Consider the following 18,683-nt stretch of genomic DNA (forward strand, 5'->3'; position numbering starts at 1 on the left):
TGTTGTATGCCCATATGCTCTATAAATAAAATAAATATTACTTCGGTTTGCATGCTTTTGGTTCTGTGTAGTTTTATTTCATGTTCAACGCCAACGGTGGATTATCCCGAACATTTAAGTCAACTTCATAACAACCTTATTGGTTACTATGTTAGCACATCCATAGATGAAGCTAAAATTAATGAGCTAATAGAAAGTATGAATGCGAATGGATACTGGCCTTCCATTGATTATGCAAATACTTCGCGAAGCAATTGGTCAGTAAAGGAGCATCTAGAAAATGTAAAACTTCTGGCAATAGCTTATAAAACAGAAACGAGTAGTTTCTATAGTAATGCGTCGCTTTTAAAAAATATTCATAAAGCACTCAACTATTGGTTGGATAATGATTTTTTGAGTCCCAACTGGTGGGATCAGCATATCGGAGTACCACGATTGTTGGCACCCACCATTTTTTTAATGGAAGCCGAGCTGAGCGAAATGCAAATAAAGAAGGCGCTAGTACTTATGCGACGTGCTCAAATTAAAATGACGGGGCAAAATAAGATATGGCTTTCGGGTAATGTATTATGCCGTGCTTTGTTGGTACGCGATGCCGATTCTATCGCATTGGCTAGCAAATCCATCCAGGATGAGTTGCGAACAGGAAAAGGAGAGGGTATTCAAACAGATTGGTCTTACCATCAGCATGGTGCTCAGTTACAGTTTGGTAATTACGGCCTTTCGTATCTCGAAGATATGCTTTATTGGTATCAGCTATTAGCCAAAACACCTTATCAATTTTCTGCAGATAAAGCTGATATCATTCGGCAATTTGCTTTACAAGGTCAGCGATGGGTCGATTGGAAAGGTAAAATGGATATCAGTGCTTGTGGCAGACAAATATTTCCCAAAGAAGCACAGTTAAAATCACAACGACTTCATACTGTTTTTAATGCCTTAGCTTATGTTGATGAAGATAACACATCAGCATATAAAAATGCGACCCATTATAAAACGCTTTCGGGTAATAAACATTTTTGGCATTCCGATTTTCAAGTGCAACGTAATAAAAATTACTATTTCTCGGTAAAAATGTGCTCTAACAGAGTACTTGGCGCCGAAACGGTTAATAATGAAAATATTCAAGGTTATCATATGGGCGATGGGGTAACTTTTCTGTATCAATCAGGGAATGAATACGAGAATGTTTTTCCTTTTTGGGATTGGAGAAAGCTTCCCGGAACTACGCTTATCCAGAAAACCGATACACTTCCTTATTTAACAGCTTGGGGCTATCATATCAATAGTGATTTTGTTGGAGGGGTTTCTGATGGTGCCAATGGAATTGCCGTGCTAGATTATAACAGAGATGGCTTAGAGGCCAAGAAAGCATGGTTTATGTTTGACGATAAAATTGTTTGTTTGGGCAGTGGTATAAAGGCACAAACAGAATTTCCGGTGCACACAAGTATCAATCAGGTTTTCTTATGTGATGATTTGCTCATTAACTCAAACCATAAAACACAAACTTTAAAAAAACTAAATGGTACACATGCTATCGATTGGGTGTTGCACAGTAATATTGGCTATGCATTTCCCAAAGGGTATCGCGTTAGCTTTATGTCAAAGATGCGCGAGGGGAGTTGGAATAGAGTAGCCAAACGATTTCGCCCTATTATTCTTACGGATGATATTTTTAGCTTATGGATAGATCATGATATTAACCCTAAAAATGAGAGTTATGAATATGTGATTATTCCCAATGCCAACTCAGAAATTATGTCGTCTTTTCATTATAATAAAGTATTCAAAATTAATAATACTGCAGATTTACAAGAGGTATCTACCGAAGATGGAAGTATTCACGGAATGGTATTCTATAGTGCAGGTAAATCTAAATTAATGAATGGATTAGAAGTGGATCAACCCTGCGTTTTAATGTTAAAAAAACAAGAAGGGGCACTAGTGCTTTCCATAGCTGATCCTACTCAGAAACTAAAGAATATTAATGTAAAACTAGGATCTCATAAAAACATGGATATACCTCTTCCTCAGCTAGCAGAGGCCGGAAAATCGGTTCAAATATCCATTTATTTGGCTGAGCTTAAGAATAAATAATTTTAACTATGAAAACATATATTACTCTTATTTTAGTTGTTGTTTTACCATTAATATCGTGCTATTCAGCAGATGAGGAAAAGGGTTTAGTGTATAACTTCAAAAACCCACCTGCAGCATCTAAAGCCCGCACTTGGTGGCATTGGATGAATGGAAATGTAAGTGAGGAAGGAATAACCGCCGATTTGGAAGCCATGAAAAAGGTAGGAATTAAGGAGGCACAAATATTTAATGCCAACATAGGTATTCCTCAAGGTTCGGCTGTTTACCTGAGCGATGAGTGGTTAGAATTGTTAAAATATTCAGCTGAAGAAGCAAAGCGCCTAGATATTGATTTGGCCTTTCATAATTGTCCTGGTTGGTCATCGAGTGGCGGTCCTTGGGTTACACCTGAGTATGCCATGCAAACCTTAGTTTATAACGAGATTACCCTTCAAGGAGGTCAGGTATTTAATGATAAGTTGCCGCAACCCCAAACGAATCTTAATTATTACAAAGATATTGCGGTTTTGGCCTTTCCTAAGCCCCAAAGCGATATCCGAATAAGTAATTTGGATTATAAGAGCCTATCAAGCAGAGTTAGAAATCATTTAGAGCCAGATGCACGGCAAATCTCAAGTGCTGCGGTAGTCCATCAATCTGATATTATCGATTTAACATCGAAAATTGATAAAGAAGGAAACCTGAATTGGTTGGCTCCCGATGGACAATGGCTTATTTTACGATTGGGACATACACCAACAGGGAAAAAGAATATTTCGGCCCCCAATGGCGCCCAAGGTTTGGAGTGTGATAAAATGAGCAGGGATGCAGTGGATGCCTTTTGGAAAGATGGTATCAGCCCAATTATTGACAAGTTAGATACTTTAGTAGGAACGGTATTGAAGAATTGTATAATCGATAGTTACGAAGTAGGCTGCGCCAATTGGACACCAGATTTTAAATCACACTTTAAAAAATTACGTAATTACAATTGCACTTTATATTTGCCAACGTTAGCCGGATATTATGTAGATAGCGGCGAAAAAAGCGAACGCTTTTTGTGGGATTTCAGACGAACAATTGGCGATCTTATTGCAGAGAATTATTACGCTTATTTTAGAGATAAATGTCATGAGCATAATATGACTTTCTCGGTAGAACCCTATTGGGGGCCATTCGACAATATGCAAGTAGGAGCAACAGGTGATATTGTTATGAGTGAGTTTTGGAGCGGTGAGTTGGCCTTTTTCGATTCGCCAAAGTTTGTGGCTTCAATAGCCAAATTAAACGGTAGTTCTATTGTTGGGGCAGAGGCTTTTACTGATATGGGTGGTTGGTCTCGTCATCCCGCACAGCTAAAAGTAATTGGCGATATGGCTTGGGCTCAGGGTATAAACCGATTTATTTTTCACACCTACGTTCATCAACCTTGGGATGTGGCTCCAGGTTTAGCATTAGGCCCTTTTGGTATGGATTTTAACCGCTTAAATACTTGGTGGAATCAAGGAGTTGCCTTTATGGATTACATCGCGCGTAGCCAATATCTTCTGCAGCAAGGAATGAGTTATGCCGATATTCTAGTTTTTACTGGCGAATCCTCTCCCAACGATGGTATTTTAATGCCCGAAATAAAAGCCATGGGTTACGATTATGATTTAATTGGAAGCAATAAGATAAATGAACTAACGGTTAAGGATGGACTAATTTGCACCAAGCATGGTGCAAAGTATAAAGCACTTGTATTTCCTGAAACACCTTGGATAAGGCCAGAAACAATGCACATTGTAGAACAGTTGGCAGAGTCAGGAGCAACTATTTTTGCCACAAAAGCAAACAAGTCACCAAGTTTACAGAATTATCCTCAATGCGATGCTCAAGTTGCTCAAGTCTCAGATAAACTTTGGGACAGAAATTTAATTCAGGATGGTTCAGTAATTGATTTTCTTAAAAGCGGTGATTTACAACCCGACTTTAGTGTTCTAGAGGGTGGGAATGAGGATATAAGTTTTATTCATCGAGCATCAAACGAAGGCGATATATACTTTCTGGCTAATGCAAGAAATGAGGCTATAGAATTAAAGTGTCGATTTAGAATAGCCAATAAACAACCCGAATTTTGGAATGCAGAAACAGGCGAAATTAGTAACACTTCCGTATGGGCAGATAATGGAGATGGAACGACTACGCTCTCGGTTTTTCTAGAGCAAGAGGGATCTATCTTTGTTGTTTTCAGAGAACCATCTTCAGCAAATAAACATGTGGAGAAGGTTATAATGCAATATCAAAAGCCACCTTTACATCCCTTACAGAACTTAGAAATTATTAAAGCTGAATATGGTACTTTTTTGCCCCAGGGTTTGGTTGATGTAAGCGAGATTGTTAGAGCTGAAATAAAAGATAATAAACTAAATGTTGTTGCCAATAGGGACCTTTGTTCGTGCGATCCGGCTCCGGGTTACAAAAAAGAATTGCGTATTCAATATAAGGTTGGGGCTGTGCAAAAAGAAATCAATGCAATGGAGAAAGAGCAGCTAAGTATTGATGAAAAGGGTGCAGGAGAATTGACTGTAGTTTCGGCCGTTTTTGGTAAGTTTGAAGGCGGTGTAGAGGGCATACCGGCGAGTAAGCCAGTGTATGATGTTACGCCAAAACTAAAGAACATGCTTGCTTCAGGTTTACTAGAAATATTGGTGGACGATAGTTTAACAGAAGGAGTATTAGAGAGTACAAATAAGAAAGCCTTACGTTTGGTTTATACAACTAATGGCGTAGAGTATACAACTACTTTACCCTATGGCAGTAGTTTAAATTTAGCGCAAGCTAATGCTTTACCAAAATTAGTAACTAAAAATGGCGATGATTTATGGTTAACCCCTTATGCCGTGCAAATTACTTATCAAACCTCAGTTGGTAAGGATAAAACGATAAAGGTAAAAACGGTACCTAAAGCCATCAATTTGTCAGAGGGGTGGGATGTTAATTTTGCAGCTCCTAATTCAATGTCCACAAAAGTACCTTTTAAAGAATTAAGCTCTTGGTCCTTATCTTCTGATGATAATATCCGATTTTTTTCGGGAACAGCCAGTTATACAAAGCAATTTGAACTCTCTAAGGAGTTGCTACAATCAAATTATTCATTAGAACTTGATTTGGGAAGTGTTTTTGTGATTGCCGAAGTTATTTTGAATGGCGAAAATTTAGGTGTTTTATGGAAGGCTCCTTATCGTATTAATATGGATGGAGTAGCCAAAGAAGGAACTAATACCTTAGAAGTTAGGGTTACCAATATGTGGCCAAATCGTTTAATTGGAGACGAATTCTTATCCAAGGATTTTGAAAGTAGGGGGCCAAACATTAAGCAATGGCCCAATTGGTTATTGCAAAAAGGTGAACGTCCAAGCCAACGCCAAACGTTTGCCAGTTATAAGCATTGGCGCAAAGACGATAAGCTTCAAACTTCGGGCCTCATAGGACCCGTTACAATTGTAGTTTCCAAGGTTGTTAAATTAAAGTATTAAAAGACTAACCCGAGTTTGACAAGAATTAGTGTATTCTAAATGTATTCGAACTCGGGTAGTTTATTCCCCTTTTGGGATAAGTTCTAGTTGTACCAATTCGCAACCAATATCAGTTCTTTTCATACCGGATACTTTAAATAGGGCATTAAAATTGGTTTCCTTATTGGGGATTTTAGAATAAAATTCCTTCAGTTGCTTTTTATCACTGAGTTTCTTACTCAGCGCAATCACTCCTATGTCATGGTTAGAGGCTATAAACAAAGCTTTCTTACCATTATCCAGATTCATAAAAGATACCATCGTATAATCCACCCTAGTCATATCTACTAGGCTGTTCTTATAGTTAATTGAATCTTTAGAATTGTTATAAATGAACCCATTTTTTTGAGTTTTAAATACCTCGCTATTGCTTAAAAAGAGCTCTTTTGCATTTTTGTGGTTTCTAAAATGACCAATAAAAATGAGGTTATGACTAGATATGTCGTTGAATTTAAATTCAGATTCTAGTCTTACGCTCATTTTACTGTTATTTTCCCAAAACCAAGGTGCTAATTCGTTTATAACAATAGGTGCCATTTTGCTAGTATAGCTAAAGTTAGCTGGTTTAATGTTTTCTTTTCCATTACTAATCTGGTATGCTCTAAAATCATCACGGTCAGTAACGCTGGTAGTTGTTATAAACTGAAATTTGCCATCAGCCATTTTTTCTGATATAACAAATTCGTCTGAGATAAAACAAATATTATTGCTATCAGGGGCAAAATAATAGTCCCAAAAAGAATGTGTTTGTTGCTTTGCGAAAAAAAGAATGCTGGAGATACCAATCAGAACAATTATGGCAGCAGGAATATAGTATTGTTTTGTTTTAAGTTGATGTGTTTTTTGCTTGTTTTTATGCTTAATCTCCAGATTGTATTGCCCCTTTTTTACAACAAATATTAGATGATCATTTTTACCTTCTTCTGTATAGTATTGCTCTAGTTTTTTTCTGAACTTGAACATGGCAACACGCACTTTGCTAGTCGACTCTTCGGGCTTGTAACTTTCGCCAAATATGGCCATTCCTAGCGAGTATTCCTTCACATATTCATTGTTAAGTGCTTGCTCAACCAAATACTTAATAATACGGATATTTTGAGGCGATTTTTCGAAAAATTCACTACCGCAAATTCTCTCTAAAGCTTGATGTATTTTGTCTTGTTCCATTGCGTAACAAATATAATAAATTAATGCTATTTCCTTATTTCATCTAGCTTAGCAGCTTTAGGTAACAACTGGTAACATATAGGTAACGGTTAGCAAACAGTTTCAAAAACAGTTTGATAAGCTTATTGTGCATGTATTCATCTTTAAAAAGGCATTTTTACAAGTATGATTTAAATTCTATTTATATGAAAACTATGATAACCGAAAAAATTAATCTTTTTAATGTAAAAGAGGTTTTGCTGGCTTTATTATTATACGCGACTTGTTTTTTACATGGATTAGAAGCGCAAACGACCAAGCCAAATGTATTGTTTATTGCAATAGATGATTTAAGACCAGAATTAAGTTGCTATGGAGCGCCACAGGTGAAGTCGCCAAACATAGATAAATTAGCATCCGAAGCGGTAGTTTTTAACCGGGCATATTGTAATGTGCCTGTTTGTGGTGCTTCAAGAGCTAGTTTGTTAACGAGTATTCTGCCTACTAAAACCCGCTTTATCGATTATCTAGCGAAAGCAGAAAAAGATGTTCCCAATGCAAATACTTTACCTGGGGTATTTAAGCAGGCGGGTTATAAATGTATTTCTAACGGCAAAATATTCCATTACAACAAAGATGCAATGGAAAAAAGTTGGAGCAGAAAACCTTGGATGCCTAATGTTTCCCATAGTGTGAGTCAGGATCCGACTAATCCTAAATTTGATGGAAAGTCAAACAAAGGGCGTGTTTATGAAGCTCCTGATGTGCCAGATAGTGTATATTTCGATACCAAGGTAGCCCAAAAAACAATTGCCGATTTAAAGCTTTTAAAGTATTCGGATGAGCCTTTCTTTTTGGCTTGTGGATTTATTCGCCCGCACATGCCTTTTTATGCCCCAAAAAAGTATTGGGATTTATATGATAGAGAAGCTATTCAAGTGGCCGATAACCGTTTTCGTCCTGAGAATGCTCCTATGCAATTACGAGGTAGTGGCGAATATAAATCATATGGTTTTGGCGAATACAAACCTAATACCGAGGCGTTTCATAAAATGATGCGTCACGGATATTATGCATGTGTGAGCTACGTGGATAAGCAAGTGGGAGATGTGTTAAATGCACTTGAAAGCTTAGGTTTAGCGGACAATACTATTGTAGTAATATGGGGCGACCATGGTTGGCACCTCGGTGAACACGATTTTTGGGGTAAACACAATACATTGCATAACGCCTTGCAAGTTCCATTAATTGTAAAGGTTCCGTGGAAGGCTGCAGGTAAAAATACCGAGGCTTTGGTAGAAAGTGTAGATATATATCCAACACTTTGTGATTTGGCCAATGTTCCTGTTCCAAATTATATAATGGGAGAGAGTTTTTCTGCAGTTCTTACTAATCCAAGTAAAAAGTTTCGGGATGCTGCTTATGCTCGTTTTAAAGTTGCCGATGCCATTGTAACCGAAAAGTTTACGTATTCTTTGTTCGAAAACGGAGAAGAGATGTTGTATAACCGCGAGTTAGATCCAAAAGAGAATGTGAACGTTGTTACCGATCCTGTTTATAGTGAGCAGCTCAAAGAGTTTAGAATTAAGCTCAATGAAAAGATAAATAAAGCAACAAGTTATCAATAGATTAACCAATAAAAACTAAATGATGAAAAAAATACTTCTCTTGTCCTTTTTAATGTTGCTCTGTGTCAATATGCTGATGAAAGGGCAGCCTAATGTTATATTTATTATGGCTGATGATTTGGGTTGGACGGATTTAAGTACTCCGAATACGAGTATGGGAAATCCCTCTAAGTATTACGAAACACCCAATATTGATAATTTTGCAAAAGAAGGTATGTCTTTTGCCTATGCCTATACACAGCAAAATTGTCAACCTACTAGAGCTGCACTCCTTAGTGGACAATATGCTACAGGTGCTCATAACGGAGTTTATAATGTGGGTAGCCTTCAGCGCGCTTCAAAAGGACTTCGTGCTACAACACCTATCATTCCTCACCGGCAGATCAATTATTTGCGAGAGGATTGTATTTCTATTTTCGAAACAGTTAAATCAGTTGGATATCATACCGCTTGGTTCGGAAAATTTCATGCTATTAAAACGGCTAATCATGCCAAAAGCTTTCTTGGAGTGGATTACAATTTGGCAGTTCATAAGGAAACTAAAGCAACTGTAGATGGTAACCATGTGAAAAATGAATTTTTTTCGCAAAAGGATGATGCTAACGGTTGGCAGTTCGAAATTGCTGAATTAAAACCCTATGCTCAGCCTTATGATTCTGCCTACATACAAGATGTACTAGAACCCTTGAAAAATGGAAACAATCCTTGGCAATTGGAAGGTACACCAAAGCACCTTACCGATGCCTTGGGAGATGCAGTAGTAGATTACATTAAAGATAAAGCCCCAAAAAGCACACCGTTTTTTGCGTATGTTCCTTTTCATGCTGTTCATGTAAGCATTCTTCCTCGTCCTGATTTGGAAGCTAAATATAAATCGAAAAAATCGAAGGATCCACGCCATAATCGTGCTGATTATGCGGCCTTTGTTGAGCTTTTGGATCAAACTGTAGGGCGCATCTTAAATGCCTTAGACGACCCCAATGGCGATGGTGATACCTCTGATGGTATTGCTGATAATACCTTGGTAGTTTTCTATTCGGATAATGGTGGATTTATGGGACCTACCGATAATACACCATTACGTGCCCGTAAAGGAACGTACTATGAAGGAGGTCTTCGGGTACCTTTAATATTTAGATATCCCGGTACGATTGCACCTAACACCGTAAACACAACTCAAGAGGTTCATGCCATTGATTTTTATCCTACGTTGGTAGATATACTTGAGGCTCAACTGCCGAATCCTCAGGTGTATAAGATAGATGGTAAGTCAATAGCATCTGTTTTAAAAGGAGAAACGGAAGTTATTGATGATAGAACTGAACTATATTGGCATTTTCCTGGATATATGGATGTTCGGAATATGCCTCAATCCGTCATTCAATATAGGGATATGGATAATCAGCATTATAAACTTTTCTATCGCTACGAAGATGCTTCTTATGAGTTCTATAATCTTAGTAAAGATATTGGAGAATCACATAATTTGCTTCAAGAAAATCCTAATCAAGAAACACTTGACTTAGCCATACTAATGAATAATAAACTTCGAGAATGGCTCATCAATAATAATGCACCAACGGGAACGTGGAGAGCTAATGGTAAAACTGTTGCCTACCCACCAATGAATATGGGAAAATAAGTGTTTATACAAAAGGGTATCAATAATTTAATATAGAATCATGAAATATAATTTAAACCAATGCAAACTTGTATTAATCTGTTTATTAACGGGGCTAAGTTTTTTTGCTCATGCAAAGAAAACTGCAAAACCTAATATTATTTTTTATTTGGCCGATGATCAGGACATATATGATTATGGCTGTTATGGAAACGATAAAATACATACTCCAGCTGTTGATCGCTTGGCCAAAGAAGGTATGCTATTTAACAATGCTTTTACGGGTCAATCTATTTGTGCACCTAGCCGTTCCCAACTATTTACCGGTAATTATCCATTGAAGAATGGCTGTTTTATCAATCATTTTAGAACAAAACCCAATCAAAAATCAGTAACAACTTATTTGGGTGATTTGGGATACGAAGTCATTCTTGCTGGCAAGAGTCATGTTAAACCTGCATCTGTATACGATTGGGATTTAGAGTGGGAATCTGTAAACGGAAGCGGGCCACGTAAGGTTATTCCAATGGATAGTATTCAGGCTTATTTTAAATCGAGTGATAAACCTTTTTGTATGTTTATTTCATCATATTATCCTCATGGAAAATATTACGATGTTGAAGCTAAGCCAGCAGATAGTTTACAGTTTTATCCTTTCAACGAAAGTCAAAAAAACAGCCTTGAAGCACGTAAAATAAAAAGTGGATATTACAGAAATGTTGAGGAAGATAATTCGCATCTAGAATCGGTGCTACAATGGGTAGATGAAGAGTTAGATGATAATACCTTATTTATTTACAGTGCCGATCACGGTGTTTCTGGTAAATATACAGTTTATGATCGCGGGCTAAATGTTCCTTTTGTGGCACGTTGGCCAAAAGTAGTAAAAGCCGGATCTTATTCTGATGCTTTAGTGCATTATACAGATGTTGTGCCTACTTTTATTGAGATGGCAGGAGGTAAGGCCATTCCTGAAGTAGATGGGAAAAGCTTTTTACCAATTTTAAAGGGTAAAGATATTGATATACACGATTATGTATATGGCGTGCAAACCAGTCAAGGTATACTTGCGGCTTCTGTATTTCCAGCGCGTATGATCCGCAATAAGCAATATAAATATATTCGTAATTTAAATGCTACAGAGGTAGTTGAGCAAAATTTTGGGGATAATGAATATGTAAATGCGTTTTTAAGTATTGGTGCCAATAAGTATAAAGAAAAGTCCTATGAGGAGTTGTATGATATTGTGGATGATCCTTTTGAGCAAAATAACTTGGCGCAAAATGCAGCTTACTCAGATATAAAGGAACAGTTAGCTACCGACCTGAAAATCTGGATGAAAGAGCAGGGTGATATTTTAACTGGAGAGCCAGGTTGTATGCCAATTATATTAACAAAACAATTCTTTTTAGATCAACCAAGAAAGCATTTAGCAGTGCCAGATAGTCTTCAAAATACATTGAAAAGAGAAGATTATTTGATATTGGATTATTAAACACCACATATTCTTTAGCTACTTATACTAATAAATCTAGTTTAATATTTTTAGTAAAGTCAGTATTATATCTAGAGCAACTTCTCAGTTATACAGTAAGTATAAATTAAGATCCCGCAATTAATGGAAATAACTAGTAATTGCGGGATTCTTGCATCATAACTACTAGGGATGCTACATAAGTGTAAGAATATTTTCCATTTGTGCCTTAGTTTTAAGGTCATATTTAGCATTGGAGAAGTCAGTGTTGTGAAATATCTACACCGTTAGGGATGTGCATATTTAATTACGCTAATGCGGTAAAAAGCAATTATAATTAGATAAATATATTTTAATGAAAAGCAATAAATTACATCTAAATCTATTTTTGATCATTTGTGGTAGTTTACTATTTTCAAGTGCGAAAGTTTTCAATGAAACTACTAGTGACTCTTCAGTACAAGCTAGTATGGTTTATAAAAACCCAAAAGTAAGTATCGAAGAGAGGGTTGAAGATTTGCTTTCCAGAATGACATTGGAGGAAAAAGCTGCGCAGTTGAATGCGGCATCTTTACGTAAGTCTGCAGCACTTGAAGAGGGGGTTGAACCCATAGAAAAGACAATTGAAGAGCAAGTAAAAAACGGTATTGGCTTTGTTGAGAATACTTTTGATCAGCGATTACCAGAGCAAAGTGTAAAACTGGTAAACGAATTGCAAAAGCATCTGCTTGAAAATACCCGATTGGGAATTCCTGCCATTATAGGTACAGAGTGTTTACATGGCCATGCAGGACGAAATTCTACCGTTTTCCCTACGCCCTTAGCTATGGCTAGTAGTTGGAATCCTGAACTTTTGAATCAAGTATTTGATATAGTTGGTAAAGAGGCTAGGGCTAGAGGAGGACATGAAGCGCATACGCCTGTTTTGGATATTGGTAGAGATGCACGATGGGGACGTATAGAAGAAACCTATGGTGAAGATACTTACCTCACTTCGCAAATGGGAAAGGCCATTATTTCTGGTTTACAAGGTGGTACTAATGGTAATCCTGGTTTAACCCATGTGATTTCATCACCTAAACACTTTGCGGGTTATGGGCAAGTTGAAGGTGGAAGAAATTTTGCAGCGACACCTATCGAAAGTAAAGTGTTGCACGATGAAATTTTACCTCCGTTTGAGGCTGTGGTTACCAAAACTAATGCATTAGGTATGATGGCATCTCATGGTTCGGTGGGTGGTGTACCTGCACATGGTAATCAATGGCTCCTGACCGACTTGTTAAGAGGTGAGTGGGGTTTCAAGGGTATTGTTGTTTCTGATTACAATGATATAAAACGCCTAGAAGAATTTCATCATATTGCTACAACTCCTAAAGAGGCTGCAAAACTTGGACTAAAAGCAGGTATGGATATTGACCTCCCTTCATCTTCAGCTTTTAAGTATTTAAAAGAGGTGGTTCAAAACGATAAGGATTTAGAAAAATATCTAGATACTAGTGTAAGACGAATACTACGTTTAAAGTTTATGCTTGGCTTATTTGAAAATCCTTATACAGAAATAGAAGGAGTAGAAAAATTTGTTGGGAATAAAGACCATGTTGCCGTAGCTGAAAAAATGGCCACAGAGTCTATAGTTTTACTTAAAAATGAAGCATCCTTGCTTCCCCTCAACCTTAATAGTGTTCACGAAATTGCTGTGATCGGCCCTAAGGCTGCTTCAAACGAAATGGGTACCTACACTATTGATAATGAAAATGTGGTTAATATTCTGAAGGGAATAACAAGCTATGTAGGTAAAGGTGTAAAGGTTAATTATGCAGAAGGTTGTAAAATTGCGAAGACAATAAAAGTAGATGGTTGGGATGTATTAGAAGAATATACTGAAGATGAAGAAGCAGAATCGATGAGTGATGCACTGAAAACTGTAGAACAATCGGATGTGGCTATTGTGTGTGTGGGAGGTAATGAAAAAACGGCTCGCGAAGCATTTTACCGACCAGGAATTGCAGGTGATAGATCAGAAATAGATTTGTTGGGCAATCAGAGAAAACTAGTTATGGCCGCTATAGAAACAGGTAAGCCAGTTGTTGTAGTTCTTATGGGAGGTAGACCTTTTGCTATTCCCGAAATAGCAGAAAAAGCACCAGCGATACTTAATACATTTTATCTAGGGCAAACAAATGGCGATGCATTAGCAAAAGTTATTTTTGGAGAGGTAAATCCTTCAGGTAAACTACCTATTAGCTTCTTGCATGGGGCAGGTCAAATCCCATTTTATTATTCAATGAAAGCCACTTCATTTTACAAAGGTTATTGGGAACTGCCTAATAAACCAGTTTATGCATTCGGTCATGGCTTATCTTATACTTCATTCGAATACGCGTCTTTAGAATTAAAGAAAGAAAATTTTGATGTTAACGCACCAGTAGAGTTTTCTGTAAAAGTGAAAAACACGGGCAATAGGGATGGTGCCGAAGTTGTACAAATATATTTTAGAGATGAAGTTGCTTCAGTTACTCGACCGGCTCAGTTATTGGTCCGTTTCGAAAAAGTATGGTTGAAGTCAGGAGAAGAGAAGATAATCAATTTTACCCTGAATCCACAAGATGATTTGTCCTTTACTGGAATTGATATGAAGCGTGTTGTAGAACCCGGAGAATTTACATTGATGGTAGGTGGTGCCTCTGATGATATTCGTCTTAAGAGCAGCTTTACCTTAGAGTAAAATGTTCTTCCTCAAAGAATGGTTTCTAGAGATTATAAATATTGACTAAAAAAAACGAAGGATTCAATCCAATATGAGATTGATAAAGGCGGGTTTGAATCTCTAAATGAATAAGAAATTATAATTAAGTATATGGCCATTGAAAGAGAATATAAACATATGAAAAATATATTTATTACAGTATTGATAATAGCCAGTTTAGTAGCTTGTAATCGCCCGCAATCTACAAAAACAGAAAGAAGTGAGCACTCATATAAAATTGAGCGCACTTACATTCCAGCAACTAGAATAGTGTGGGAATCTGGTAGTGTTAAAAGCATCCAACGATTGCTACAAAAAGGCAGACATCAAAGCACAACAAAAAAGAACGATCTGATAGAACTTAACAATAGTGAGGGTACAGCCGCTATTTTACTAGATTTTGGAAAAGAGATGCATGGCGGATTAGAGATTGTTACCGGCATGTTTAGAGGTAAAAAGCCAATTAATGTTCGTGTTCGTTTTGGCGAATCGGTATCCGAAGCCATGTCTAACATTGGCGAAGATGGTGCAACAAACGATCACGCCGTTAGAGATATGAATTTACAATTACCGTGGTGTGGTAAAATTGAAGTTGGCAATACTGGTTTTCGTTTTGTACGTATCGATTTATTGGATAAAGATAGAGTCTTACAATTAAAGGAAATCAATGCCATTTCTGTAATGCGCGATATTCCTTATTTGGGTTCGTTTAAATCAAATGACGAACGCTTAAATAAGATATGGCAAACCGGCGCGTATACCGTTCACCTTAATATGCAAGAGTATTTATGGGATGGCATTAAACGCGATCGTTTAGTATGGGTAGGTGATATGCATCCTGAAGTAATGACCATTCTTGCTGCTTTTGGAGCCAATGAGGTAGTAACAAAATCCTTGGATTTAATGGAGGAAATAACTCCGCTTCCCGGTTGGATGAATGGTAAATTTCACTCATATTCCATGTGGTGGCTTCTTATTCATCACCAATGGTATATGAACACTGGAAATTTAGCATATCTTGAAAAAAGCAAAGAGTACATATATGGCTTATTGGAACTATTGGAAGAAAATATGGATAATGCAGGTGAAGAGACCTTTAAGGGTGAGTGTTTCCTGGATTGGCCTACCAGAGGAGATCAGGTAGAAGTAAGAAAAGGGATGCAGGCATTATTAGCCATGTCGTTTGATGCTGGGGTTGACATGGCATTAGCATTTAATGATGAAACGAAAGCCGAACATTATAAAAAGGTTGCTGAAAAAGTTAAAAGCTATAAACATGAGTTTACGAAAAGAAAATCACCGGGAGCATTATTGGCTATGGCAGGTATGCTTGATCCTATAGTGGTCAATGATGATTTACTTGCAAAAGATGGTGTTAAAGACATTTCTACATTCTATGGGTATTATGTGCTAAATGCAATGGCCATGGGTGGTAACCATCAAGGTGCAATTGATGTCATTAGGGAGTATTGGGGTGGAATGTTGGATTTGGGAGCAACCTCGTTTTGGGAAGATTTTGATATTGATTGGATGAAAAATGCCGGACGCATTGACGAGATTGTTCCTGATGATAAAGTGGATGTGCATAAATCCTATGGTAAATATTGTTACAAGGGTTTACGTCATAGCTTTTGTCATGGCTGGGCATCCGGCCCAACAGCTTGGTTATCGCAATATGTACTTGGTGTGAATATCGAAGCTCCAGGATGTAAGAAAATAAGAATTGAACCTCACTTAGGTGATTTGCAATGGGTAGAGGGAATTTATCCCACTCCTTATGGATTGATTCATATTAAACACACAAAGGACAGTGAGGGAAATGTAAAATCAGATATAAAGGCGCCTAGGGAAATAGAAATAGTTAAAGTCAAATAATATGAAACGAGCCATGATAGATTATTTCTCACACACGATGATGACTAATTTGGCGAGTTCCATGTGACAATTGAATACCAATTATAATCACATGAAACCACTTATCTGACTGATGAAAATAAATTTAAACAGATGAAAAGAATTATAGTAATCGCATTACTTTCTCAGTTGTTAGTTATAAACACTTTTGCACAAGAGAATATTGAACCAGATAGCCAATGGCTAAGTGAAGAATGGCAATCCCAATGGATTACGCACCCAAATATTACAGGTGATGAAGTTGGTGTTTATTTGTTTAAGAAAGTTCTTTCGTTTGAAGCTGTACCGCAAGAGTATGTAATCAATATTTCGGCGGATAACAGATATGTGTTGTACATTAATGGAATTGTGGTGGCGCGTGGACCAGCGCGTAGCGATCTTAACCGCTGGCAATTTGCAACCATAGATATCGCTTCTTATCTTAAAGTAGGGGAGAATCATATTGCTGCCAAAGTGTGGAATATGGCCGACTTAAAACCTACTGCGCAAATGAGTTATATCACAGGTTTAATCATTCAGGGAAATACTGAACAAGAAAAAGAAATTAATACCGATAAAACCTGGCGTGTTGCTATTGATGAGGCCTATTCTTTTTATAAGATAAAACACCTCAGACGCTTTTATGTGGCAGGGCCCGGCGAAAAGTTCACCGGAGAATTACACCCTTGGAGTTGGAAAATATCAGACAAAGAAGTTGATTGGAAGCAGGCTAAAGCTGGTAAAAAAGGGATGCCCACAAAATACTATTCCGTTACAGGGAAAACCGATGGGCGTGTATTGCATCCGCGCTCTATAGCTATGATGGAAGCCAAAATTCAAAGTTTTGCCGAGGTTCGAAAGGCGGACGGAATTGATAATGTAGAAGGCTTAATCACGGGAGATGCTCCTGTTGAAATACCTGAAAATAGTACCGTTAAAATATTACTTGATCAAGGGCACCTTACCAATGCTTATCCGCAATTGGAGTACTGCAAAGGAGCCAAAAGTAACATCAAAATTACCTATGCCGAGAGTCTTTTTATCCCCAAGGACGGTAAACCTACTTTTGATAAAGGCAACCGCGATGAGGTGGAAGGAAAAGTAATGTGGGGTAATTCTGACATCATAATCCCCGATGGTGGTGATGATCGTCTCTTTGAATCCTTATGGTGGCGTTGTTTTCGTTATATAGAACTAGAAATAAAAACAGCCGATGAGCCTTTGGTATTAAATGCGTTTAACAGTGAGTTTACGGCTTATCCATTGGATTTGAAAGCCAATTTTAAATGTGACAACCCTCGTTTGAGCGATATATTTGAGGTGGCTTGGCGCACGCAGCGTTTGTGTGCAGGTGAGGTCTTTTTTGATTGTCCTTACTATGAGCAACTGCAATATACGGGCGATACCCGCATACAAGGACTCAATACGGCTTATGCCTCTGGCGATACTGTACTTTGGAAAGATGCGATTCAGGATTATTACGACTCGCAGTTGCCATTTGGTCTTACGCAGTCGCGTTACCCTAGCAGTCAACAGCAAATAATAGCTCCGTTTTCATTGGTATGGATTACTATGGTGCATGACTATATGATGCATTGCAACGATCAAGCGTTCATCGAAAAGATGATTCCTACCATGCTTGACATTCTTAATTGGTACGATGAGCGTGTTGAGGATAATGGTATGCTTGGTCAATTGGAAAGCTGGCTTTTTGTTGATTGGGTTGACCAGTGGAAGACTGGATATCCACCATTAAATAAGGACAAAAAATATTCATCTGTTATTGGGATGCAATATGTGTATACCATACAAAAAGCGATGGACATATTTGAGGCTTACGGTATGTCGGGACTAAAGCAAAAATGGGCACAAAAAGCAGATGTTACTCAGCAATCGATCATTGATAATTGCTGGGATAACGAAAAGCAATTGTTAGCCGATACACCAGATAAAGGTGAGTTTAGCCAACACGCCAATATATTAGCCGTGCTTAGTAACTCGTTTGATGCTGATAAGCAAAAAGAGTTGATGCAACGAGTAGTTAACAACAAAGAGATCGCACAGTCTTCTTACTATTTTGATTTTTACAAAGTAGCAGCACTAAAGCAAACAGGTTTAGGCGATTTATACTTTTCTGGATTAAGTGTATTAAACGATTTAATTGATAGTGGCTTCACAACTTTTCCCGAAAAGTTTGATCCTTCACGTTCCGATTGTCACGCATGGAGTGCCTCGCCTTTATATTATTACTATGCTTCTATAGCTGGAATTACACCAACAGAAACAGGGTTTAGAAGATTTAAAATGCGCCCATCGCTCGGCGAACTCAGTTTTATCGAAGGAAAAATGCCTTTAAGAGATGATGAAATTTATTTCGAATTAAAGAAAAAGGGAAAGAACGGTATTAAAGGCATAGTCATTTTGCCTAAATACCTGAGTGGTACTTTCTATTGGAGAGATCAAACCATAGAACTCGTAGAGGGAGATAATAGTATTAGTTTTAAGTAGACTATATGTTTAATAATCAATATCTAGA

9 protein-coding genes are annotated in these 18,683 nt (G+C 37.5%); 8 read left to right on the plus strand and 1 reads right to left on the minus strand.

From position 1 onward, the window contains the following. Nucleotides 1–6 precede the first annotated feature (6 nt). Together QMO11_RS01815 and QMO11_RS01820 are read left to right on the plus strand one after the other, a co-directional pair. Nucleotides 7–2,100 carry a polysaccharide lyase 8 family protein gene (locus tag QMO11_RS01815; protein ID WP_282035757.1) on the plus strand — a complete coding sequence of 698 codons (2,094 nt, stop codon included), beginning with the start codon at nucleotides 7–9 and terminating at the stop codon, nucleotides 2,098–2,100. 8 nt (nucleotides 2,101–2,108) lie between these two features. Then, nucleotides 2,109–5,600: a glycosyl hydrolase gene (locus QMO11_RS01820; RefSeq protein WP_282035758.1), complete on the plus strand. Its 3,492-nt coding sequence runs from the start codon at nucleotides 2,109–2,111 to the stop codon at nucleotides 5,598–5,600. Nucleotides 5,601–5,660: 60 nt separating this feature from the next. Here QMO11_RS01820 and QMO11_RS01825 read toward each other — a convergent pair whose 3' ends face one another. Then, a complete protein-coding gene (locus QMO11_RS01825; RefSeq protein ID WP_282035759.1) occupies nucleotides 5,661–6,806 on the minus strand; it encodes a hypothetical protein in 1,146 nt (381 codons plus the stop codon). A gap of 185 nt (nucleotides 6,807–6,991) precedes the next feature. Between QMO11_RS01825 and QMO11_RS01830 the strand changes: the two genes are divergently transcribed. From QMO11_RS01830 to QMO11_RS01855, 6 genes are all read left to right on the plus strand, one after another. Further along, entirely contained in the window at nucleotides 6,992–8,413 is a 1,422-nt protein-coding gene (locus QMO11_RS01830; RefSeq protein WP_282035760.1) for a sulfatase, read from the plus strand. A 22-nt stretch (nucleotides 8,414–8,435) separates the two neighbouring features. After that, complete coding sequence (locus QMO11_RS01835) at nucleotides 8,436–10,055, plus strand: sulfatase (RefSeq protein WP_282035761.1); 1,620 nt, start codon at nucleotides 8,436–8,438, stop codon at nucleotides 10,053–10,055. Between the two features lie 40 nt (nucleotides 10,056–10,095). After that, nucleotides 10,096–11,529 (plus strand): sulfatase family protein, encoded by a 1,434-nt coding sequence (locus QMO11_RS01840; RefSeq protein WP_282035762.1) that lies wholly within the window; start codon nucleotides 10,096–10,098, stop codon nucleotides 11,527–11,529. A gap of 334 nt (nucleotides 11,530–11,863) precedes the next feature. After that, on the plus strand, nucleotides 11,864–14,233 hold the full coding sequence (locus QMO11_RS01845; protein ID WP_282035763.1) for a glycoside hydrolase family 3 N-terminal domain-containing protein: 2,370 nt from the start codon (nucleotides 11,864–11,866) through the stop codon (nucleotides 14,231–14,233). A 159-nt stretch (nucleotides 14,234–14,392) separates the two neighbouring features. Further along, nucleotides 14,393–16,129, plus strand: a complete 1,737-nt coding sequence (locus tag QMO11_RS01850; protein WP_282035764.1) for an alpha-L-rhamnosidase-related protein — start codon at nucleotides 14,393–14,395, stop codon at nucleotides 16,127–16,129. A 132-nt stretch (nucleotides 16,130–16,261) separates the two neighbouring features. Continuing rightward, complete coding sequence (locus QMO11_RS01855; protein WP_282035765.1) at nucleotides 16,262–18,655, plus strand: alpha-L-rhamnosidase-related protein; 2,394 nt, start codon at nucleotides 16,262–16,264, stop codon at nucleotides 18,653–18,655. Nucleotides 18,656–18,683 lie beyond the last annotated feature (28 nt).

The organism is Saccharicrinis aurantiacus, from assembly GCF_947489045.1.
GTDB classification, from domain to species: domain Bacteria; phylum Bacteroidota; class Bacteroidia; order Bacteroidales; family Marinilabiliaceae; genus Saccharicrinis; species Saccharicrinis aurantiacus.